The organism is Halosimplex yunnanense, from assembly GCF_054504345.1.
In genome coordinates, this window is record NZ_JBTJEL010000034.1 from 64,332 (window position 1) to 83,735 (window position 19,404).

Below are 19,404 nucleotides of genomic sequence, written 5' to 3' on the forward strand. Positions count from 1 at the left end.
CTGCCGAGGCTACCGCACCGGCCGCTTGCGCGTGGGAATCGGCAACGCTTATCCTGATATCGTCCGAGCCATCCGGTATGGACATCGCACTGCTTGGCGGTACCGGCGACATCGGCGAGGGACTGGCGCTACGCTGGGCGTACGACACCACCCACGAGGTTATCATCGGCTCGCGCGACGCCGAGCGCGCCGAGAACAAGGCCGAGGAGTACGTGACGGAACTCGACAGCCGCGGCGTCGAGGCCTCGGTCTCCGGCGCCGAGAACAGCGAGGCCGCCGCACGGGCCAACGTCGTCGTCTGCGCGGTCCCCGCTTACCACCTCACGGACACCATCGAGGCCGTCGCCGACGACCTCGAGGAGGGCGACATGCTCGTCTCCCCGGCCGTCGGGATGAAGCGCGACGAGGACGGCATGCACTACAACAAGCCCGGCGCCGGGAGCGTCACGGCGCTGGCGGCCGGTGCGGCACCCGACGACGTCTCGGTCGTCGGTGCGTTCCACAACCTCGCGGCCGACCGACTCGCCAACCTCGACGCCGAACTCGACGTGGATACCCTCGTTGTCGCCGACGACGAGGACGCCGCCGACCTCGTCTCGGAGCTCGCCGAGGAGATCGACGGCCTGCGCGCCGTCTCCGCCGGCGGCATCGCCAACGCCGCCGAGGTCGAGGCGGTCACGCCGCTGGTGATCAACATCGCGATGAACAACGAGGGCATGCACGACGTCGGCGTCAAGTTCCACTGAGTCCCACTGCATCGCGAGCGGTGCCGGCGGCCAGCGATCCAGTCGCGGGCCGATAGCGCCGTCGCTGTTGGATCGAGTAGGAAACGGAGAAACCGATATTTTGACCGGAGAGTCAGGCCGAGGCCTGCGTGAGCGCGTCTTCGATGTCGTCGGCCTGCGTGACGCCGACGAAGCGCTCGACGATGCCGTCGTCGTTCTCGACGATGAGCGTCGGGAGCGAGCGGACGTGGTACTCGTTGGCCACGTCCTGCTCCTCGTCGACGTTGATCTTCTCGAATTCGACGTCGCCCCACTCCTCTTCGAGGTCCTCCAAGATAGGGTCCTGCGTCTTGCAGGGGCCGCACCAGTCGGCGTAGAAGTCCTTGAGCGTGACTGTCATGCGTCACTTGAAATTGCGAATCCGGCGGGATAAGGGTTTCCACTACCGGCCTGTAGACCCCACTGACGGTCGGTTCAACGACACGTTCGCGGGTCGACCTCGGGACGAAAGGCTTAGGCGGCCGGCCGTGAGAGTGACTCGTATGAGCAGCAGCGACAGCGGCGGACTGATGTCCAGTGCCGGCCTCGTCCGGTACTTCGACGCCGAGGACCGCAACGCGATCCGTATCGACCCGAAGACGGTCATCGCCTTCGGCGTGCTCTTCGGCTTCCTCGTCCTCGTCCTCCGCGCGACGGTCTGAGGCCGCACCCGCCCGCGGTTCGCACGAGCGCGGCGTCAGTCGTGACCGCGACGTTTTCAAGCCCCGACTGCGAACCCGCGAGCATGCACTTCGACCAGCGAACGCAGGCGGCGCTGCGCGACGCCGGCCTCTCCTCCGAGGAGATCCGGGAGGTCTCCGAGGCGGTCGTCGAGGCGACCGAGGAGGACGCCGCGGCGCTCGAATCGTTCTTCGAGGGGCTCGACACCGTCTACTCCGACATGGACCAGGCCCACTCCAGCGCCGAGTTCCCCGAGCACGCCGTCGAGTACCTCGATCTGTTCACCCACGCCGACGACATCCGCGGCTACCTCCGCTTCGACTCGTGGGGCGTCCCCGTCGAGGGCGGCCGCGTGCTGGGCAGCGACGTGGTCGAGTTGACGCTCGGTTCCACGGTGAACGACCGGGTCCGCTTCGCCGCCGACCGCGACGCGCTATGAGCGACGACGAGGGCGCGGCGGGGAGCGACGCCGACGCGGGTGCGGGCGGCGCCACTCCGACCGTCCGCGTCCGCGGCATCTACACGACGGCGCTGACACGCCTGTTCGAGGACGAGGGGCTATCGGTCGTCCAGGCGTCGCCGCCGATCCGCGACCGCTTCGCCGACGAGTTCCCGGTTGTGCCCGCCGACGTGGTCGTCGAGACGACCGACGACAGGCAGGGCGTCGGGATCACCGGCGACGCGTCCGCGGTGGCGTCGGCCGTGGCCGAGGCTCGCGCGGTCGGCCGCGACGCGATGGCGTGGCGCGACCCGACGCCTCGCGGCGCGGTGTACGCCGGCGAAGTGACCGAGACGCTCGGGAGCGGCGCGGTCGTGCAACTGGTCGACGGTAGCGCGACCCAGACGGCCGGGGACGCGGCGGCTGCGCTCCCGCCGGTCGCCGGCATCGACCCCGAGGGCTTTCTCCCCTACTCGAAGACGGCAGCGCACGTCGAGGAGGGCGACCGGCTGCGCGTCCAGGTGAAAGAGATCGAGTCGCCGTGGAGCGACGGTCGTCCGGTCCTCGACACGACGGTCCGCGTCCAGCGCGGGCTCGCCTCGCTCGTCCGCGGGTCCTCGCCCGACAGCAACGGCCCGGAGCTGGCCGACATCCTGTCGGTCGACCCGCCCGAAGGCTGGGGGATCGACTGGAGTCGGGCGGCCGACGACGCCGACCTCGACGCGCTCGGCGACGCGCTCGAAGGGCTCCGCGAGCGAGCGCTCGCACTCGACGAGGCGTTCGCCGACGCGCCCGCGCCCGACGACGCCGCGCCGCGCTGCTACTGGCCGGGCGAGTCGACCGTCTGGATCTGGTTCGGCCGCGAGTCCCGCTTCGGTCTGGACGAGCGCCGGCGGGCAGTCACCGCGACGATGGGCGGCCACCACCGCGTGAAGGCCGCGACGCAGAGCGCCAGCGCGGCCGTCGACTTCGTCGAGGCCGTCTGTCCCGAGGCGGGCGGCGACGGCGAGACGGACTTCCCGTTCGACGCCGTTACCCGCCAGTACGGCCCGACGGAGGGCGACCGCGTCCGGATCGACCACGGCAAGCCCGACGGGCGCATGTTCTCGCTCGGCACCGGCGAGGTGACCGACCGCGACCCCGGGGGCAAAGTCGTCGTCGAGCGGGCGATGTCCGGTCGCGGCACCTACGACGCCCTCGGCGTCGAACAGCAACCCGGCGACGTCGCCGTCACGAAACTCACCGAGGGCAAGTGGTGGTACCCGACGGTCTACCGCGGCGAGGACGGCGAGAAGCGCGGCACGTACGTCAACATCTGCACGCCTGTCGAGGTGTTCCCGTCGGCGGTCCGCTACGTCGACCTCCACGTCGACGTGGTGAAACACGCCGACGGACGGGTCGAGCGGGTCGACGACGACGAACTCGACGCGGCCGTCGACGCCGGCCACGTCCCCGACGAACTGGCCGAGAAAGCCCGGAGCGTCGCGTCGGCTGTCGAGAACGCGCTCTGAGCGGCCGGTCAGTCGTCCGGTTCGTCCGCTGCACCGGTTCTCCCGAGGAGCCGCCACGTCCCGATGCCGAGCCCCGCGAGCGCCGCGGCGGGGCCGAAACCGGGGCCGTCCCCGTCGGTGGTGCCCCCGGTTTCCACTGCGTCAGTCGGAGATGACGTCCCGGGGCCGGCCCCGGTCGGCGTCGCGCGGTCGGTCGGTGTCCCGGTCGGCTCCCTCGTCGGTGTCTCGGCCGGACCGTCAGTCGCAGTTCCGGTCCGATCAGCCGTCGGCGTCTCGGTCGGTGTGGGACTCGCCGTCTCGGTCGGCGTCGTCCGCTCGACGTCCGGGAAGGTGTACAGCCGCGACGGCGCGTCCAGCCCCGGCGTCCCGGCGTAGCTCGACGCGACGACCGCCTCGCCGGGTGCGGCGAGTTGCGCCGTCCAGAAGCTCGCCTCGTCGGCGCGCCGGAAGTACCGCACCCGCTCGGGACGTTCGGGATCGGAGAGGTCGTGGACCGCCAGACCGCCGCGGTACCACGACGAGTAGAGGTGGCCGGCGGCGATCTCGAAGTTGTGCGCGGTCGTCCACACGCCGTTGATGTTCGGGTCGGCCGTCGGCGGCGGGTCGATAGTCGCCAGGTGGGCCGGCGACGCGGGGTCCGACAGGTCGTAGAGGTCGATCCCGCTCGGGCCGCCCGGATCGTCCGCGTCGGGCGTCGTATCGCTCGTCCCGAAGTTGGAGTTCCAGGTCTCCCTGCCGACGGCCAGCAGCGAGCCGGAGGGGTCGACCGCGGCGTAGTGGTCGTTGCCCGGCGGCTCCTTCCGCTCGCGGGCGACCGCGAGCCCCGACAGTTCCGCCAAGTCCTCGGGCGAGTGCTGGCTGACGTGGCCGACGTACTCGGGGTTCTCGGGGTCCGAAACGTCGAGGATCCACGTCCCTGCGTCCCAGTGGGCGAGATACGCGCGACCGCCGTGGACGAACACGTCGTGGAGCGTCCGGAGCGCCACGGGCACCGACTCCCAGACCGAATCCCGGTCGAACAGCGACCAGCGGGCGACTTCCGCGGGTTCGTCGCGAGTCACGTCGACGACGACCAGCGGGTTGTCCTCGCGGTTGTTCCCGGTGAGGTAGGCGTACCCTCCGGACAGGTCGCAGTTGTGGATCGGGTAGGCGGTCTGGTGGGCGCCAGAGAGTTCGGGGTTGGCCGGGTCGGACACGTCGTAGAGCGCGACCCCGTGGTAGCTGTCGTCGCTGTAGTTGGCCGGCGCGGCGACGAGCAGGCGCTCGTCGTCGTATTTCACGTCCTGGATCCCCTCCATGACCTGTGGGGACCCGGGCGGGGAGATGTCGCGTTCCTCGGCGAGAACGGTGAGGTCGGCGGGGTCGGAAAGGTCGACGGCGGCGAACCCGTCGAGCGTCGCGACGAACGCCGTCTCGCCGTCCGGCGTCGTGACGGCCTCGGTCGCGCCCTCGATCGTGACGCGCCCGAGCGGTTCGTACCCGGAGGTCGGCGTCGCGGCCGCGTCGGTCGGCGTTCGCGTCGGCGTCCCAGTCGGCGTCGTCGCGTTCGTCGCCTCGGCGTTGGCGGGGTGTGCCGCACTGCTGAAGGGAAGCAGGGCGCCGGCGGGCGCCGGGACGCCGAGCCCGGCGGTCGCCTGGAGGAACTGGCGTCGGTTCACGTGCCGCGCCTAGCGGCGGACTGGCATGAGTCTCCCGGTCGCGGGGTTACTCCTCGTCGGCTTCGCGCAGTCGCCAGGCGCCGATGCCGAGCGCGGTCAGTCCGGAGAGGACGCCCAGACCGGCCCCGTCACCGCTGCTCGTATCGGTCGCGGTGACGTTGGGCTCGTCGGTCGGGGCGTCCGTCCCGGGGTCGGTCCCGCCGGCCATCGGGGTCTCGGTGACGGTCGATCCCGCCGTCGGGGTCGCGGTGTCTGTCGGCGTCTCGGTCGCCGTAGCCGTCGGCGTCTCGGTTGCCGTCGCCGTCGGCGATTCGGTCGGGGTGTCGGTCGCCGTCGCCGCGGTGTCGGTCGCCGTCCCACTTGCGGTCCCGGCGAAGACCGGGTCGCCAGAGGGCGTGACGGTCGCGTCGTTGTCGGTCGGATCCGGGAAGGTGTAGAACCCGCCGGGGCCGCCGTTCTCGGTCGGGTGTTGGTAGCTCGTCCCGAAGAAGTACCCGCCGGGGACGCCGACGCGCGCGGTCCAGAAACTCGCCTCGTCGCCGTCCGCCCAGTGGGCCAGTTCCTCCGGGTTCTCGGGGTCGGAGATGTCGTGGACCTTCACCCCGCCGCGGTACCACGACGAGTAGAGGTAGTCGCCGGCGATCTCGAAGTTGTGCGAGGTGGTGTAGTAGCCGCCGCGCCGGTTGCCAGTCTCGTCTTCGGGGGGCATCGGCGGTTCGATCTCCGACAGCGATTCGGGATTGGCCGGGTCCGAGATGTCCCAGAGGACGATGCCGCTCGGGCCGCCCAGGTCCTCCTCGTCGGGCTCGTCGGTCTCGATCGAGTCGTACTCGAGGTCCCAGCTCTCGCCGCCGACCGCCAGCAGGTCGTCGTCGTCGCTCGGCTGGACGTAGTGGTCGTTGCCCTCGGGCTCCATCGAGTACTCCGAGATCTTCGAGCGGTCGAGGTCGGCGAGCTGCTCGGCGCTGTAATCGGTCGCGTGCCCGACGTGCTCGGGGTTTTCGGGGTCGGAGACGTCGAGGATCCACGTCCCGGCGTCCCAGTTTGCGAGGTAGGCCCGCCCGTTCTGGACGTACACGTCGTGGAGGTTCCGGAGGCTCCGGGAGACCTCCGCGTAGGTGTCGTCGTAGTCGGTGACCGACCACCTGGCGACCGACTCCGGCTCGTCGGGCGCCACGTGGACGATGTCCAGTGCCGTCCCCGTCGACAGGTAGGCGTACTCCCCGTGGAGGTCGGCGTTGTGGATGGCGTAGCTCGTCGCGTACGTCTTGAGCGGCTCGGGAGCGGTCGGGTCGCGCACGTCGTACAGGGCGATCCCCTGGAACTGGCTGCCCATCTCGGTCGCGAGCATGAGCCGACCCTGGTTGTACTTCAGGTCAAGGATCCGCTCGATGGCCCGTCCGTCCGGGCTCGTGATCCCCGAGTACTCGCCGACGATCTCGGGGTTCTCCGGGTCGTCGCAGTCGACGACGTAGAAGCCGTCGAGCCGCGAGGCGAAGACGTACCGACCGGACGGCTCCGCGACGGCCTCGGTCGTCTGGTAGCTGGTCCCGTCCGTGGCGACTTCGACGTGTGCGAGCGGCGAGAACCCGTCGCTGTCGCTCCCCTCGGCGGTCGTCTCCGGGGCTGCCGTCGACGTCGTCGCGGTCGCGGTGGTCGATTGGGTGGAGGGCGATTCGTCGTCGTCGCTGCCGGCGGCGGTGAGGGCGTTCCCTGCGATCCCTGCCAGGCCGGCAGCGCCGACTGCGGAACGGAGGTATTCACGGCGGCGCATGCGCCCACACCTCCGTCCGGCGGTCGTTTAGTTTTGCTGATTTGACTAGATCCGACCGAGCGCGCCGGCATTCTGGTCGACCGCCCCCTCGCGACCGAGAGCGCGTCGCTTTTCCACACCCGTGCAGTACGGACGGCCATGTTCGACACACGCCCGGACCGCGGCGCGGAGGTGGCGCTGGTCGGCCGGTCAAACGTCGGCAAGTCCACGCTCATGCGCGAGCTCACCGGCCACACCTTCGACACCGGCCAGCGACCGGGCGTCACCCGTTCGCCCAACCACTACGACTGGGCCGGCCCCGACTTCGTGCTCACCGACCTCCCCGGCTTCGGCTTCATGGAAGGCGTCCCCGAGGAGGTCCGCGAGCAGACCAAGACCGACATCGTCCGCTACATCGAGGCGAACGCCGAGAAGATCCTCGTCGGCGTCCTCGTCGTCGACGGCAAGGCCGCCGTCGACATCATCGACCGCCACTCCGGCCCCGACGAGGTCCCCTACGACGTCGAGATGTTCCACTTCCTCCGCGACGTCGGCGTCCCCGTCGTCGTCGCCGTCAACAAGATGGACAAGGTCGACGACCGCGACCAGCGGCTGAACGAACTCTGCGAGCGCCTCGGCCTCCCCACCCCGTGGAAACAGTGGCAGAACACCATCGCCCCAATCTCCGCCAAGCGCGGCTCCATCGAACCCATGACCGAGGCCGTCCGCCACCACCTCCACGAGCAGGAACGGGACGACCTGTTCCAGTTCTTCTGAGACCATCTTTTTCCGGACGGGGTTTCCTCGCGAGCCGAAGGCTCGCTGCGGGGAACCCCGTCCGCAAAAACATGGGTGAAAAAGGCCGAATTCGCGCAGAGCGCGAATTCGGTGAACCGGCGCCGGAGGCGCCGGATGCTACTCACAGCACAGCGACCGACCAAACCACAGTGGCGCACGCAGTCGCGAGTTTCATCTCGCGACGGCATCGTGCGAGGGATGAGCGAGCGGAGCGAGCGAATCGGCTGGGGAGGCGTGTGGCCCGATGCGGTGCTGTGCGGGGCAGTGCTGTCCCTGGTGGACTGAACGGGCGAGGCGGGCTCGCGTTCATGCAGTCGCTTGAGCGACCCCTACCCGAGTGCAACGAGGGTATGTCGCTCAGCGACCGCGAGCCCGTCGAGGGCGTTCAACCCTCAGTAGTTCCTGCGGTAGCATCTCCAGTGAGCGAGCGCGCCGAGGGCTTTCGTCACCTGTTCAGTCCTGCGATAGCGGTTACGGCTACTCGTAGCGAACTTACCGGGGGATCTGGCGATCAAAACGCGTACTCGGTGTCGATATTCTGGGCCGCGCGGACGAGTTCCGTGACGGCTTCCCGCCGGTTCATGAGCTGCATCGTCGACCCCTCGAACTCGAAGGCGCCGCCCATCACCGCCTCGGTGATATCGATCTCGTCTTCCAGCAGATCGACCCACGCGGCGTAGGGACCCCGCAGTCCGAAGTCATACTCCGCGTTCGGGTCGCTCCCGCGAGCGGCCACGCAGGCACCGTCGGTGATCACGACCGTCAGCGTGATCTGACTCCCGTCGTAGCGGTCGTCCGGCATGATGTCGAACCGGAAGGTCGCGTCGAAACCCTCCGCCGCCTCCGTGAACGCCTCCCGGTCGTTGAGTCTGGCTTGCAACTGGTCGGCCCACTCGTCGGCCTCCCCTGGCAACGTCGGTGTCATCTGCCAGTAGTGGCTCGGTCGGTGACTTTGGCGTTTCGGCTCTAGTCGTGGTGCTCGCTGGCGTCTCGGTTTGATAGGGACGAAATACCTCGTCTGTAGACCGGGGCGGGTGGCGTGGGACTCCAGTGTGTTCGCTAGCAGTGGTTGCAACCACTGGAACTACTGGGGATTGAACCCCCTCGCTAGCTAGAGATGCTACCGCAGGATACGTCGAGAGTTGAAAGCCCTCGACGCGCTCGCGGTCGCTGAACGGGATATCCGCGCTCTCGGCACCGCCCGCGCGGATAGTGCCCGCTCAGGCAACTACATGAACGCGAGCCCGCCTCGCCCTTTCAGTCCGCCAGGACCGCGACCGCAACCACACCGCAGACAGCCACACACCTCCCCAACCGATTCCTTCGCTCGCGGTGCTCGCTCAGTCATCCCTCGCGCGACTCAGTCGCGAGACGAGACTCGCGACAGCGCGCGCCATCCAGAAAACCAGGAGTCCTGCGCCCGTTACAGCTCCAGCCCGCGGATCGCGACGGACTCCTCGCCGTCCTCGACGCGGCCGATGATCCGGCCGTCGTCGGTCGCCTCGACGACTTCTTCGGCATCCTCGGCGGGCATCGCGGCGACGAAACCGGTGCCCATGTTGAACGTACGGTGCATCTCCTCGTCGGTCACGTCACCCTCCTGCTGGACGAACGCGAAGACGGGCTGGGCGTCGAACGGGTCCGAAATCTCGTAGCGGAAGTCGCCCATGCGGGTCAGGTTCGTCCACCCGCCGCCGGTGACGTGGGCGGCGGCGTGGGTGTCGGCCTCGCGGAGCGGGCCGAGCAGGTCGCTGTAGATGCGCGTGGGTTCGAGGAGTTCCTCGCCGATGGAGCGCTCGGTGTTCGGCGGGAACGGGTCGGTGTACTCGTGCTCGCGGGTGACGGCCTCGCGGGCCAGCGTCAGGCCGTTGGAGTGAATGCCCGAGGAGGGCCACCCGACGACCACGTCGCCCGCTTCGGCCTCGCCGGGGAAGATGGCGTCTTTCGGCGCGAGGCCGGCGCAGGTGCCGGCGATGTCGAGGCCCTTGATCACGTCGGGCATCACCGCGGTCTCGCCGCCGACGAGGGCGACGCCGGCGCGCTCGGCGCCCTCGTCCAGCCCCTCACCGATGGCCTCGGCGGTGGCGTCGTCGGGTTCCTCGACGGCGAGGTAGTCGACGAACGCGACCGGATCGACGCCCGCGGCGACGAGGTCGTTGGCGTTCATCGCGATGCAGTCGATGCCGATGGTCGAGTAGTCGTCCAGCGCCTCGGCGACGAGGAGTTTGGTCCCGACGCCGTCGGCCGCCAGCGCGAGGTAGCGGTCGCCGATGTCGAGCAGTCCGGCGTAGTCGCCCTCGAAGTCGCCCGTTGCGCCCACGAGCGCTGCCGTCGCCGCTTCCTGTCCGGCGATGTCGACGCCCGCGTCGGCGTAGGTCAGTCCCTCCTCGCTGTCCTCGGTCGACTCGTCCGCTCCGTCGGCCGCGTCCCCGTCGGTCATGTTGAATCCCCCGCGGAGCGCGAGCAAAAGGCCACCGTTTCGGGTGGAGCGCCGTCACTCGGCGCGGTCACTGTCGGGGCCGAGGAATCGCTCGGTCCCCTGACGGGCGAGCCACGGGACCCGCTCGACGAGCGCCATCCCGAGTCGCGTCTGCCAGTCGGCGTAGATGACCGGCCCGGTCGAGTCGATCTTCCGGGCGAGTTTCCGGCCCACCGCGGCAGGGTCCTGGGTCGCGGCGTCGGGGTACTCCAGCGCGGCCGCCGAGCGGGTTCGCGTCGCCGGCGGATACAGCAGCGTACACCAGACGTCCTCGTGGCGGAGTTCCTCCCGGAGCGTGCGGGTGAGCGCCTCTATGGCCCCCTTCGTCGCGGTGTACCCCGACAGCCCGGGGTGGCCGACGCTCGCGACGCCGGAGCTGACGTTGTGGACGATGCCGGTTCCCCGGGCGCGCATGTGCGGCAGGACGGCGTGGATCGTCCGGAGGTAGCCGAAGAAGTTCACCTCGAACTCCCGCCGCGTGTCCGCGAGCGTCCGGTCGGCGAACAGCCCGAAGTCGAAGACCGCGGCGTTGTTTACGAGGACGTCGATGCGACCCCACCGGTCGAGGACGGCGTCAACCGCCGCCTGTACGTCCTCGTCCTCGGTCACGTCGCACTCGGCGACGTGAGCGCGGTCCGGCGCGACTTCCGCGAGGGAGTCGAGGCCGTTCCGGTTCACGTCGAGGCCGGCGACTCGGTAGCCGTCGCCGAGCAGCGCCCGCGAGAGGTGGTAGCCGATGCCCTCGTTCGCGCCCGTGACGACGACCACGTCGCCAGTGTCGAGCGTTGTCATCCCTCACGCTAGGGGCCAGCGGGCGATAAACTGGGTGCTCGACCCACTGGGAGTTCCACCACTCTCACCCCTCGAACGGCGGCTCGAAGTCGTTGCGGACGAACTTCCGGACCCAGTTGCCGTACGTGCGGTCGGCCGGGTTCTCGGAGACCTGCTCGTAGCGGACCGTGCCGTCCTCGTCGAGCACGTACGTCGCGGCCTTCCCGGTCAGGCCGTGTTCGGTCTCCTCGGTGCCGCTGTAGCGGTCGGCCACCGTGCCGTCGGGATCGGCGAGCAACTGGATCGACAGGTCGTAGCGGTCCCGCATCTGCGTCACCTTCACCAGCGGGTCGGGGACGACGGGCAAGACGCTGAGGTCGTCGTAGAACCACAGGTCTCGCTCGATCTCGCTGAACGTCTGGAGCTGTTCAGCGCAGAAGGAACACCAGTACCCGCGGTTTATCAGGACGACCGCCGGCCCGTCTTCCAGTCCGTCGGCGAGCGCGATGGTGTCGCCGGCCGTGCTCGGGAGTTCGAACTCGGGCGCCTGTTCGCCGTCGAGGCTCATGACTGAGAGGAGGGGCCCGACCGTCGTAAGTCGCCGGCCGGCAGTGTGCGGGTCGCACTGGACCGTCCCGGTGCGGTACCGGATTCGGCCGCTCACTCCGAGTGCTCGACGTTCTCGTCGATGGCCATCCCGGTGGTCATGATCGCCTGCATCCCCTCTTCGACGGACAGATCGACGTCGAAGACGCGCTCTTCGGGCAGATTGACGAGGTGGCCGCCCATCACGGGATTGGGCGCCATCGGGACGAAGACCGTCTGCATGTCGGCGTCGTCGGCAGCCGACTCGATCTCGCGGGGCGTATCGGCGGTGAGGAAGGCGAGCGCGAAGCAGTCCTCGCGGGGGAACTCGACGATCTTCACCTCGCGGAAGCTCTCGGTGTCGCCCTCGACCAGCACGTCGCTCATCCGCTCGACGCTGGTGTAGATCGAGCCGACGCCGGGCAGGTCCTCCATGAGGACGTCGAAGCGGTCGGCGATCGCCGTCTCCGGGCCGTGCTGGGCGGCGAACCCGACGAGGAAGATGACGCCGAACACGAGCGCAGCGGCGAGCAGTTCCACGAGCCATCTGCTCATCTCCTCGCCGGGGCCGAGCGCGACGATGGCGTTCGCGAGCGGCGTCAGCGCGCTCGACACCGTCCCGAGGACCCACAGCAACACGATCACCGTGATGAAGAAGGGAATCGTGAGCGCGAGCCCCGAGAGAAACGTCTGTCTGAGGTCGCGCCTGACCGCCTGACTCTCCTCTGCCGCGACGTGCGCGATGTCGTCGACGTCCGGTCTGGACATGTCGCTAGTTGGAACCGAACGTGGAAGTGCCTTGCCGGGTAGGGGGTCCCTAGCCGGTCAGAAGAACGTCCGCAGGTACGGCGTCGCCAGCGGGAACAACCCGTCGATCGCGTCCGCAATCGACTCCTCCGCGACCGACAGGTCGCCCACTCGTCGGGCCGCCGCGACGTCGTGGTAGCCGACGACGAGTTGCGAGAGCGTCCCGATGCCGACGGTCGCGTCGGGCTCGTCCTCGTCTGCGGGCGCGCACTCGACGTCACCGTCGGCGACGGTGAATCGGAAGATGTCGTCGTTCCACGGGGCGGTCTCGTCGGTCACTCGCAGCGTGAGGTCGGCGTTTGCCCCGTCGGGATACGGACAGCGTTCCAGCGCCGCGGGCACGTCGACGATCCGGACCATCGGGCCGGTTCGCGTCTCGCAATCGACCGCGCTGGGGTCGGGAGCCAGATCCAGCAGGTCCGTCCGGGCGTCCGAGGAGACCACGACCTCGCTGGCCTGGGAGTCGTGGTCGGCGAGCAAGCCGAGCAGGCCGAGCCGGGCCTCGTGGTCGACGGCGGCCGCGTCCGCGACTTTCAGCTGCTTGTTCATGTGTCGCGGCCCGCCCAGGTCCTCGAAGGTGTAGACCACGTACCCGCGTGGCTCGCCGTCCCGCTCCCAGAGATACGCCCACCGCCGGTCGTCGCTCCCCTCGTGGAGGATCCGCTCGCGCCACAGCTGCTCCGAGCGCCGCCGGAGCGCCAGACTCGTCTCCGCGGCGGCCTCCTCGTGGACCGACTGCAACGCGCGCCACTCGTCGGGGTTCACCGGCCGCGCTTTCCCCTCGGCGGCGCCGCGGGCGAACGCGAGCTGGTCGGGCGGACAGGTGTACTTCGTGGACGTGTTGGCCGTCGCCCAGCCGAACTGCGCGTAATAGGACCGCGAGAACGGCCACAGCGCGGCCAGCGGGGACTCGTCGCGCCAGCGATCCAGCGCGTCGTCGACGAGCGCGGCGACGTATCCCTCCCGGCGGTGTTCCGGCGGGGTTGCGACGGCGGCTAACCCGGCCAGTGGCACCCACTCGCCGCGGAGATTCGCCCGGAAGTCGTAGTGGCCGCACACGCTCACGAGGTCGTCACCGTCGAACGCGCCGTAGCGGTCGGCGATGCGCTCGGGCTCGTCGTCGTACTCCTGCGGTCCGTCGTCGGGCTGGAAGGCGTAGTCGGTGATCGCGCGGAACTCGTCGTAGTGCTCGGCCGCGAGCGGCCGGACCGCGACGCCGTCGGCTCCGTCGTCTGCCATACGTGCGCTCGGGAGTCGCGACCCGATATACCTTCGCCCATCGGCTCCCGGGACCGGTTTCACGATTCTGCAAAACTTAAAACGTCTCCCGAGACAACCAACGGGTATGAGCGACAACGAGGGACGGACCGACCTGCGGATGCCCGAGGACGACGAGGTGTTCGCAGTCGTCACGGAGATGCTCGGTGCGAACCGGGTGGAAGTACGGTGCATGGACGGGACGACGCGGACGGCTCGCATCCCGGGCAAGATGCAGAAACGCATCTGGATCCGCGAGGACGACGTCGTCCTCGTCGAGCCGTGGGACTGGCAGGACGAGAAGGGGGACATCACGTGGCGCTACGAGAAACAGGAGGCCGACCAGCTGCGCGAGGAGGGACACATCCAGGAGTAGCATGGAGGATCTTACCACCGCCGAGTGCGCCTACTATTTCTCCTCGCGCGCTCGGTGGAGTCGCTGACCATGGCGGAGTACCGACTGCTCGACACCGACGAGGCCGACTCGCCCGGCGACGAGTGGGAAGAAGTCGACGTCTACGACACCGAAGCCGACAAGATCGCTCGCCAGCGCGACCGCGAGTTCAACGAGTTCCGCGAGCGCATCAAGAACACCGAGCAGTTCAAAGTCGAGGCGTCGGTGTTCGACGACGCGACCTTCGCCGCCCTCTACAAGCTCGTCCAGGACGACTACATCGTCGCCTTCGGCGGCCCCATCTCCACCGGCAAGGAAGCCAACGTCTACACCGCGCTGGGCGACGACGACACCGAGGTCGCCGTCAAGGTCTACCGCATCAACGCCTCCGATTTCACCGACATGCGGGGCTACCTCGACGGCGACCCGCGATTCCAGGGCATCGGGTCGGACAAGAAGAAGGTCGTCCTCGCGTGGGTCCGCAAGGAGTTCGCCAACCTGAAACGCGCCCGAAAGGCCGGCGTGCTCGTCCCCGAACCCATCGCCGTCGAGCGCAACGTCCTCGTGATGGAGTATCTCGGCACCGACGAGGGGCGCGGCAAGCGCCTCTCCGAGGTGAATCTGGAGAATCCCGAGACCGCCTACGAAGTCGTCCGCGAGTACATGCGGCGGCTCCACGGGGCCGGTCTCGTCCACGGCGACCTCTCGGAGTACAACCTCATCGTCCACGGCGACGAGATCTACGTCATCGACCTCGGGCAGGCGGTGACGGTCCACCACCCCAACGCCGAGGAGTTCCTCGACCGCGACTGCGAGAACATTGCCGCCTTCTTCGGCCGGCAGGGCCACGACGTGACCGCCGACGAACTGAAGGCGTATATTCTCGACCAGGGCGACGACGAGGACGAAGCAGACGATTTCTAACCGGCGAGAGGGCTACTCGACGGGCTGGGCGAACCCGAAGTTCGGCTTGACGTCGTCGACGCGGACTTCCAGCGTCTCTCCCTCTTCGACGCCCGAGACGAACAGCGTGTAGCCGTCAACCTTGGCGACGCCGTCGCCGCCGCTCCCGATGTCGACGATCTCGACTTCGAGGGTGTCCCCTTCGCGGACGGGCGCGGTGAGATACCCCTTCGCGACGAGGTACAACTCCGAGGAGGAGTCTCGAGAGGCGTCGGGGCGGACCTGCCTGACGTACTCGAAGGTCTCCTCGATGTCGGCCTCCAGGTCGTCCACGTCCCGCCCGTCGAAGACCTTCACGGCGAGGTCGCCGCCCGGTGCGAGTACCTGGTCGGCCACTTCGAAAGCCTGCCGGGCGAGGTGGACCGACCGGGCGTGGTCCAGGTCGTAGTCGCCGGTCATGTTCGGCGCCATGTCCGAGAGGACGATGTCGACGGGGCGCTCCTCGCCGTCGGCGCCGACGCGGTCGACGATCTCCTCGACGGTCGACTCCTCGGTGATGTCGCCGCGGACGTACTCGACGTTGTCGCGGTCCTCCAGCGGGTCGATGCGCTGGCGGTCGACGCCGACGACGGTGCCGTGCTCGTCGACTTCCTCGGCGGCGACCTGCAGCCACCCGCCCGGCGCGGCGCCGAGGTCGACGACGGTGTTGCCCGACCCGAAGAGCCCGGCGGTCCGGTCCAGTTGCTGGAGCTTGTACGCCGAGCGGGCGCGATACCCTTCCTGTTTGGCCCTGTTGTAGTACTCGTCTTTGCCGCTCATGAGGCGATCACCGTGTTCGGGAGCCGACCCCCCGCGGGGACGGCCGGCGAAGCTGCGTTCATAGCGGGAGAGACGCCGTCGAACCGGAAAGGTACATCGGAGTGACGCGGCGGCAGATGGGGCCGCAATACATTCAATACAATGTAGTACATTACTCCGTGTATGCCCATCAGCGCGGATCGGTTCGAAGCGATCGAAGGCGACGAAGACGGCCCGACTCCGGGGACGAACGCGGCGCGGATCCTCGAATTCCTCCGGGATCACCCCGACAAGGCGTTCACGCAGAGCGAGATCGCGGACGAGACCGACGTCAAACCCGGGTCCGTCGGCCCGACCCTCGTTCGACTGCGCGAGCGGGGGCGCGTCGATCACCGCGGGAAATACTGGCGGATCAGCGATCACGAGCGGAGCGTCGACGCCGCCGCCGATCACGCGGCCGCCACACTGGCCGCACGTGAGAGCGAGGAGGAGACGCCACGGATGGGTGACTGGCAAGAACACGCAGTCGACCCGCGCGACCACCGCGATGAGCGGTGACGCGTTCGAGCGCGGGGACGTGTTCTGGGCGCCCGACCCGTATAACACGGGGGGCGATCCCCGGCCGTGGCTGGTACTAGCCGCCGAAACCATCCCGTACGGCGGCGAAGAGTACATCTGCGCGGGGCTGACGCTGAGTGATCTCCCTGAAAACGTGGAGGTGGAGGACGACGACTGGGTCGTGGGTAACGACCCCGACAAAACGTCCTACTGCTCGCCGTGGGTGCTGGCGACGGTCAAACACGATGCGGTGGTGAGCGCACAGGGGTACGTGACGGACACGTTCGCCCGGGAGATAGCGCGGAGAAGCGTCGAGTATCTCTCGGGCGACGCGGGCGTTGCGTGAGTGAACGAACTTCAGGTCTCCTGGTCGTCGTCGCACCACTGCAGGAGCGCACCGCCGCCTACCAGCCCGGCGACGGCGGCCGGCAGGCCGAACCCGGGCCCGAAGGCGCCCGACCCGCCATCGTCTCCGGTCGCAGTGGCGTCTTCTCCGTCGACGGTCACTTCGATGTCCGAGCGGCCGATCTGTTCGATAGTGGCGCCGACGAACCCGTTCCCGCAGCGGTTGAAGCGGTTGATGATGTAGAGCTTCCCCGGGGCCACGTCGGCGCGACCGCCGATGTACATCGTCGTCTCCTCCTCGGACATCGCGTCGTCCTTGCGGTTGATGAGGTGGACCTCGTAGGCGATCAGTTCGTCGGGCGGCCACGTGTCGCTGGCGGGCACCTCGCAGTTGTCGGCGGCGTCGGCCTGATCGATCGGGGCCGTGCTGCCGACGTGTATCATGAACCCGGCGAGGTTGGCGTCGCTCCACCGTTCGGGCTGGCGGACCGCCGCGGCCTCGGTGATCTGTCCGGCGGCGACGCCGCTTGCCGCCGTGAGCCCTCGGGCTGCGGCGATTCCGCTACCCAGCGTCGCGGCGCTTCCGGCCAGCACGGACCGACGCGTCACCCCCGCGTCGCTCCCCGCTCTCTCGTCCGGCTCAGATCGGTGGGGCATGTCCCGGAATTCGGCGCTGAATCGCCTAACCCCCGTGCGTGCATTCGCAGGCTGACCGGCGACTGCCGAACACGTCGCAGCCGGTCGAGCGGCCGCCCGTCTCCGCCCCGAGTGTCCCGAATCGCGCGTCCGCTCGCGGGCAAAGAAGGGACTTTTTAACGGATGGGGGCATAGCTCCGGCCAACATGTTCAACGCTATCGTGAGCGCGGACACGCTCCGGACGACGCTGGATTCCGTGAGCGTGCTGGTGGACGAGTGCAAGATCCACCTCGAAGAGGAGGGACTGGAGATCCGGGCTGTCGATCCCGCCAACGTCGGTATGGTCGACCTCTCGCTGTCGGCATCGGCTTTCGAGTCCTACGAGACCGACGGCGGCGTCATCGGCGTCAACCTCTCGCGGCTGGAGGACATCGCCGGCATGGCCGACGCCGACCAGCTCGTCCACCTCGAACTCGACGAGGAGACCCGCAAGCTCCACATCGCCATCGACGGCCTGGAGTACACGCTGGCGCTCATCGACCCCGACTCCATCCGCCAGGAGCCGGATCTGCCCGATCTCGATCTGGCCGCCGAGATCGTCATCGAGGGCCGGGACATCGACCGCGCCGTCACGGCCGCGGACATGGTCTCCGACCACATCGCGCTGGGCGTCAACGAGGCCGACGAGTACTTCTACGTCGACGCGGAGGGCGACACCGACGACGTCCACCTCGAACTCACGCGCGAGGACCTCATCGACCTGACCGCCGGCACGGCTCACTCGCTGTTCTCGCTCGATTACCTGAAGGACATGAACAAGGCCATCCCGAAGGACGCCGAGGTGCGGATGGAACTCGGCGAGGAGTTCCCCGTCAAGATGCACTTCGACATCGCCGAGGGTGAGGGGCAGGTCACGTTCATGCTCGCGCCGCGCATCCAGAGCGAATAGGCCACCGTCCGCGCTCGCCGTCGACCCGCTCGATCGCTTTTCGTTCCGCCCGTTCGCCGGATCACTTCGTCCATTCCCGGAGTACGAACTGACTGCCCTCGAATTGAATCACGACGAGCGGTGCGCCGGTGGACCGGTCGACGCAGTGTCCTCGCACGGAGTCGGCAACCGATCCGGAGTAGTCCGGATCAAGGCCCTTTGGGCCGGGACTCCACCGAACGAACGTGCGAGTCCGTAGCTGCTCTGTCCCGTCGGGAACGCCGCGCGACCGTCGGACCGACCGCGGCCGGTGGTCGTGATGGTCCGGTCGGAGACCCTCCGGGTCGGCTTCTTCGTCGCGCTGCTCGCGGTGTTTGCCTATCTACTGTTGCTGATCGTCCGGCCGTTCCTCACGGCGCTGCTGGCGGCGCTTTTGCTCGCGGTGTTGCTGGCTCCCGTTCAGCGGCGGCTGGCGCCGCGGGTCGGTGAGAAGATCGCCGCCTTCGGGCTGGTCACCGTCGCGCTCGCCGGGGTCGCCGTCGTGGTGTCGCTGCTGGCGGTCACGGCGCCGGCCGACCTGACGGACGTTTCGGCGGTACTCGATCGGATGCCCGCCAGCGACACGGTACAGCGCCGGCTCGAAGCCGTTCTCGGAGTCGACGTGCCGGTGGCTTCTATCGTCGAGTCGGTCCCCCGACGAGTCGCGGAACTGCTGTTCGGCGACGTCTCGATGCTCGTCAGCACCACGACCGACCTCTTCCTGGGGGCCGTGCTCTTCCTGTTCGTTCTCTACTACCTCCTCGTCGACGGCGACCGGCTGGTCGAGTGGATCGAGACGCGGCTCCCGCTCGAGGAGGAGGTGGCCGACGAACTCCACGAGGAGGCCCACCGGACGACGTGGGCGGTCCTGAAGGGGCACGTCTTCGTCGCGGTCGTCCAGGGCGCCGTCGCGGGCGTCGGGCTGTTCGTGGTCGGCCTCCCGGACGTGGTGTTCTGGTCGTTCGTGATGATGGTCCTGGAGCTGTTTCCGGTGATCGGCGTCGCCGGCGTCCTCGGCCCGGCGGTTCTCTACCTCGGCCTGCAGAACCGGCTGCTCGCCGCGGCGTTTCTCGCCGTCTACGGGCTGACTGCGGTGGCCGTCGTCGACGACTACCTGCGCGCGCGGGTCGTCGACCGGGAGTCCTCGCTGCACTCGGGAACGATCCTCGTCGGCGTCTTCGGCGGCGTCTACGCGTTCGGCGCCATGGGCCTGTTCTACGGCCCCATCGTCGTCGGCCTGTTCAAGACGCTCGTTCGCGTGCTCGACGAGCGGTACGTCACCGACTCGTAGCACCAGCG

The 19,404-nt window shown here is 68.7% G+C and carries 22 protein-coding genes; 11 read left to right on the forward strand and 11 right to left on the reverse strand.

From position 1 onward, the window contains the following. The first annotated feature begins 77 nt into the window (after nucleotides 1-77). A complete protein-coding gene (gene npdG, locus AB2U09_RS11660; RefSeq protein ID WP_459192894.1) occupies nucleotides 78-746 on the forward strand; it encodes an NADPH-dependent F420 reductase in 669 nt (222 codons plus the stop codon). A gap of 112 nt (nucleotides 747-858) precedes the next feature. Here npdG and AB2U09_RS11665 read toward each other — a convergent pair whose 3' ends face one another. Continuing rightward, a complete protein-coding gene (locus AB2U09_RS11665; protein ID WP_274326015.1) occupies nucleotides 859-1,125 on the reverse strand; it encodes a thioredoxin family protein in 267 nt (88 codons plus the stop codon). 142 nt (nucleotides 1,126-1,267) lie between these two features. Between AB2U09_RS11665 and AB2U09_RS11670 the strand changes: the two genes are divergently transcribed. The 3 genes from AB2U09_RS11670 (at nucleotide 1,268) to AB2U09_RS11680 (ending at nucleotide 3,395) form a co-directional block, all read left to right on the forward strand. Then, nucleotides 1,268-1,426 carry a preprotein translocase subunit Sec61beta gene (locus tag AB2U09_RS11670; RefSeq protein ID WP_459192895.1) on the forward strand — a complete coding sequence of 53 codons (159 nt, stop codon included), beginning with the start codon at nucleotides 1,268-1,270 and terminating at the stop codon, nucleotides 1,424-1,426. Nucleotides 1,427-1,509: 83 nt separating this feature from the next. After that, nucleotides 1,510-1,884, forward strand: coding sequence for a DUF7532 family protein (locus AB2U09_RS11675; protein ID WP_459192896.1), 375 nt, complete (start codon nucleotides 1,510-1,512; stop codon nucleotides 1,882-1,884). Continuing rightward, nucleotides 1,881-3,395 carry a ribonuclease FAU-1 family protein gene (locus AB2U09_RS11680; RefSeq protein WP_459192897.1) on the forward strand — a complete coding sequence of 505 codons (1,515 nt, stop codon included), beginning with the start codon at nucleotides 1,881-1,883 and terminating at the stop codon, nucleotides 3,393-3,395. Before AB2U09_RS11675 ends, AB2U09_RS11680 begins: the two co-directional genes overlap by 4 nt. 8 nt (nucleotides 3,396-3,403) lie before the next feature. Here the strand turns inward: AB2U09_RS11680 and AB2U09_RS11685 are convergent, their stop codons facing one another. Together AB2U09_RS11685 and AB2U09_RS11690 are read right to left on the reverse strand one after the other, a co-directional pair. Then, nucleotides 3,404-5,053, reverse strand: coding sequence for an LVIVD repeat-containing protein (locus AB2U09_RS11685; protein ID WP_459192898.1), 1,650 nt, complete (start codon nucleotides 5,051-5,053; stop codon nucleotides 3,404-3,406). A gap of 46 nt (nucleotides 5,054-5,099) precedes the next feature. Continuing rightward, complete coding sequence (locus AB2U09_RS11690; protein WP_459192899.1) at nucleotides 5,100-6,827, reverse strand: LVIVD repeat-containing protein; 1,728 nt, start codon at nucleotides 6,825-6,827, stop codon at nucleotides 5,100-5,102. 138 nt (nucleotides 6,828-6,965) lie between these two features. Here AB2U09_RS11690 and engB point away from each other — a divergent pair, with 138 nt between their 5' ends. After that, entirely contained in the window at nucleotides 6,966-7,583 is a 618-nt protein-coding gene (gene engB, locus AB2U09_RS11695) for a GTP-binding protein EngB (protein WP_459192900.1), read from the forward strand. 532 nt (nucleotides 7,584-8,115) lie between these two features. Here engB and AB2U09_RS11700 read toward each other — a convergent pair. The 6 genes from AB2U09_RS11700 to AB2U09_RS11725 all read right to left on the reverse strand — a co-directional run bounded on the left by AB2U09_RS11700 (nucleotide 8,116) and on the right by AB2U09_RS11725 (nucleotide 13,485). After that, the gene (locus tag AB2U09_RS11700; protein WP_459192901.1) at nucleotides 8,116-8,529 is read right to left on the reverse strand and encodes an SCP2 sterol-binding domain-containing protein; all 414 of its coding nucleotides are present in this window, start codon (nucleotides 8,527-8,529) and stop codon (nucleotides 8,116-8,118) included. A gap of 498 nt (nucleotides 8,530-9,027) precedes the next feature. Continuing rightward, nucleotides 9,028-10,044, reverse strand: coding sequence for a phosphoribosylformylglycinamidine cyclo-ligase (purM, locus tag AB2U09_RS11705; RefSeq protein WP_459192902.1), 1,017 nt, complete (start codon nucleotides 10,042-10,044; stop codon nucleotides 9,028-9,030). Nucleotides 10,045-10,098: 54 nt separating this feature from the next. Next, nucleotides 10,099-10,875 carry an SDR family NAD(P)-dependent oxidoreductase gene (locus AB2U09_RS11710; protein ID WP_459192903.1) on the reverse strand — a complete coding sequence of 259 codons (777 nt, stop codon included), beginning with the start codon at nucleotides 10,873-10,875 and terminating at the stop codon, nucleotides 10,099-10,101. Nucleotides 10,876-10,939: 64 nt separating this feature from the next. Beyond that, complete coding sequence (locus AB2U09_RS11715) at nucleotides 10,940-11,422, reverse strand: peroxiredoxin family protein (RefSeq protein ID WP_459192904.1); 483 nt, start codon at nucleotides 11,420-11,422, stop codon at nucleotides 10,940-10,942. A gap of 92 nt (nucleotides 11,423-11,514) precedes the next feature. Next, nucleotides 11,515-12,207: a DUF502 domain-containing protein gene (locus AB2U09_RS11720; protein WP_459192905.1), complete on the reverse strand. Its 693-nt coding sequence runs from the start codon at nucleotides 12,205-12,207 to the stop codon at nucleotides 11,515-11,517. A gap of 57 nt (nucleotides 12,208-12,264) precedes the next feature. Further along, nucleotides 12,265-13,485: a GNAT family N-acetyltransferase gene (locus tag AB2U09_RS11725; protein ID WP_459192906.1), complete on the reverse strand. Its 1,221-nt coding sequence runs from the start codon at nucleotides 13,483-13,485 to the stop codon at nucleotides 12,265-12,267. A gap of 106 nt (nucleotides 13,486-13,591) precedes the next feature. Here AB2U09_RS11725 and eif1A point away from each other — a divergent pair, with 106 nt between their 5' ends. Further along, on the forward strand, nucleotides 13,592-13,879 hold the full coding sequence (gene eif1A, locus AB2U09_RS11730; RefSeq protein WP_459192907.1) for a translation initiation factor eIF-1A: 288 nt from the start codon (nucleotides 13,592-13,594) through the stop codon (nucleotides 13,877-13,879). A 69-nt stretch (nucleotides 13,880-13,948) separates the two neighbouring features. After that, the gene (rio1, locus tag AB2U09_RS11735) at nucleotides 13,949-14,821 is read left to right on the forward strand and encodes a serine/threonine-protein kinase Rio1 (RefSeq protein WP_459192908.1); all 873 of its coding nucleotides are present in this window, start codon (nucleotides 13,949-13,951) and stop codon (nucleotides 14,819-14,821) included. Between the two features lie 12 nt (nucleotides 14,822-14,833). On the opposite strand, the gene AB2U09_RS11740 is transcribed toward rio1, so the two are convergent. Next, nucleotides 14,834-15,619, reverse strand: coding sequence for an RlmE family RNA methyltransferase (locus AB2U09_RS11740; protein ID WP_459192909.1), 786 nt, complete (start codon nucleotides 15,617-15,619; stop codon nucleotides 14,834-14,836). Between the two features lie 162 nt (nucleotides 15,620-15,781). On the opposite strand from AB2U09_RS11740, the gene AB2U09_RS11745 reads away from it, so the two are divergent. Together AB2U09_RS11745 and AB2U09_RS11750 are read left to right on the forward strand one after the other, a co-directional pair. After that, entirely contained in the window at nucleotides 15,782-16,156 is a 375-nt protein-coding gene (locus AB2U09_RS11745) for a winged helix-turn-helix domain-containing protein (protein ID WP_459192910.1), read from the forward strand. Next, entirely contained in the window at nucleotides 16,146-16,502 is a 357-nt protein-coding gene (locus AB2U09_RS11750) for a hypothetical protein (RefSeq protein WP_459192911.1), read from the forward strand. Before AB2U09_RS11745 ends, AB2U09_RS11750 begins: the two co-directional genes overlap by 11 nt. Before the next feature lie 11 nt (nucleotides 16,503-16,513). Here the strand turns inward: AB2U09_RS11750 and AB2U09_RS11755 are convergent, their stop codons facing one another. After that, entirely contained in the window at nucleotides 16,514-17,158 is a 645-nt protein-coding gene (locus AB2U09_RS11755; protein WP_459192912.1) for a hypothetical protein, read from the reverse strand. Nucleotides 17,159-17,343: 185 nt separating this feature from the next. Between AB2U09_RS11755 and AB2U09_RS11760 the strand changes: the two genes are divergently transcribed. Both AB2U09_RS11760 and AB2U09_RS11765 read left to right on the forward strand, forming a co-directional pair. Further along, a complete protein-coding gene (locus AB2U09_RS11760) occupies nucleotides 17,344-18,087 on the forward strand; it encodes a DNA polymerase sliding clamp (protein ID WP_459192913.1) in 744 nt (247 codons plus the stop codon). A gap of 298 nt (nucleotides 18,088-18,385) precedes the next feature. After that, on the forward strand, nucleotides 18,386-19,396 hold the full coding sequence (locus AB2U09_RS11765; RefSeq protein WP_459192914.1) for an AI-2E family transporter: 1,011 nt from the start codon (nucleotides 18,386-18,388) through the stop codon (nucleotides 19,394-19,396). Nucleotides 19,397-19,404: the final 8 nt, after the last annotated feature.

Bases quoted from the DNA above. Each gene is read 5' to 3' on its own strand.
- AB2U09_RS11750 (WP_459192911.1), top strand. From the start codon at position 16,146: ATGAGCGGTGACGCGTTCGAGCGCGGGGACGTGTTCTGGGCGCCCGAC.
- AB2U09_RS11720 (WP_459192905.1), bottom strand. From the start codon at position 12,207: ATGTCCAGACCGGACGTCGACGACATCGCGCACGTCGCGGCAGAGGAG.
- AB2U09_RS11740 (WP_459192909.1), bottom strand. From the start codon at position 15,619: ATGAGCGGCAAAGACGAGTACTACAACAGGGCCAAACAGGAAGGGTAT.
- AB2U09_RS11710 (WP_459192903.1), bottom strand. From the start codon at position 10,875: ATGACAACGCTCGACACTGGCGACGTGGTCGTCGTCACGGGCGCGAAC.
- AB2U09_RS11700 (WP_459192901.1), bottom strand. From the start codon at position 8,529: ATGACACCGACGTTGCCAGGGGAGGCCGACGAGTGGGCCGACCAGTTG.
- AB2U09_RS11745 (WP_459192910.1), top strand. From the start codon at position 15,782: ATGCCCATCAGCGCGGATCGGTTCGAAGCGATCGAAGGCGACGAAGAC.
- AB2U09_RS11715 (WP_459192904.1), bottom strand. From the start codon at position 11,422: ATGAGCCTCGACGGCGAACAGGCGCCCGAGTTCGAACTCCCGAGCACG.
- eif1A (WP_459192907.1), top strand. From the start codon at position 13,592: ATGAGCGACAACGAGGGACGGACCGACCTGCGGATGCCCGAGGACGAC.
- AB2U09_RS11690 (WP_459192899.1), bottom strand. From the start codon at position 6,827: ATGCGCCGCCGTGAATACCTCCGTTCCGCAGTCGGCGCTGCCGGCCTG.
- AB2U09_RS11665 (WP_274326015.1), bottom strand. From the start codon at position 1,125: ATGACAGTCACGCTCAAGGACTTCTACGCCGACTGGTGCGGCCCCTGC.
- AB2U09_RS11680 (WP_459192897.1), top strand. From the start codon at position 1,881: ATGAGCGACGACGAGGGCGCGGCGGGGAGCGACGCCGACGCGGGTGCG.
- AB2U09_RS11725 (WP_459192906.1), bottom strand. From the start codon at position 13,485: ATGGCAGACGACGGAGCCGACGGCGTCGCGGTCCGGCCGCTCGCGGCC.
- AB2U09_RS11755 (WP_459192912.1), bottom strand. From the start codon at position 17,158: ATGCCCCACCGATCTGAGCCGGACGAGAGAGCGGGGAGCGACGCGGGG.
- AB2U09_RS11760 (WP_459192913.1), top strand. From the start codon at position 17,344: ATGTTCAACGCTATCGTGAGCGCGGACACGCTCCGGACGACGCTGGAT.
- AB2U09_RS11765 (WP_459192914.1), top strand. From the start codon at position 18,386: ATGGTCCGGTCGGAGACCCTCCGGGTCGGCTTCTTCGTCGCGCTGCTC.
- engB (WP_459192900.1), top strand. From the start codon at position 6,966: ATGTTCGACACACGCCCGGACCGCGGCGCGGAGGTGGCGCTGGTCGGC.
- npdG (WP_459192894.1), top strand. From the start codon at position 78: ATGGACATCGCACTGCTTGGCGGTACCGGCGACATCGGCGAGGGACTG.
- rio1 (WP_459192908.1), top strand. From the start codon at position 13,949: ATGGCGGAGTACCGACTGCTCGACACCGACGAGGCCGACTCGCCCGGC.
- purM (WP_459192902.1), bottom strand. From the start codon at position 10,044: ATGACCGACGGGGACGCGGCCGACGGAGCGGACGAGTCGACCGAGGAC.
- AB2U09_RS11675 (WP_459192896.1), top strand. From the start codon at position 1,510: ATGCACTTCGACCAGCGAACGCAGGCGGCGCTGCGCGACGCCGGCCTC.
- AB2U09_RS11670 (WP_459192895.1), top strand. From the start codon at position 1,268: ATGAGCAGCAGCGACAGCGGCGGACTGATGTCCAGTGCCGGCCTCGTC.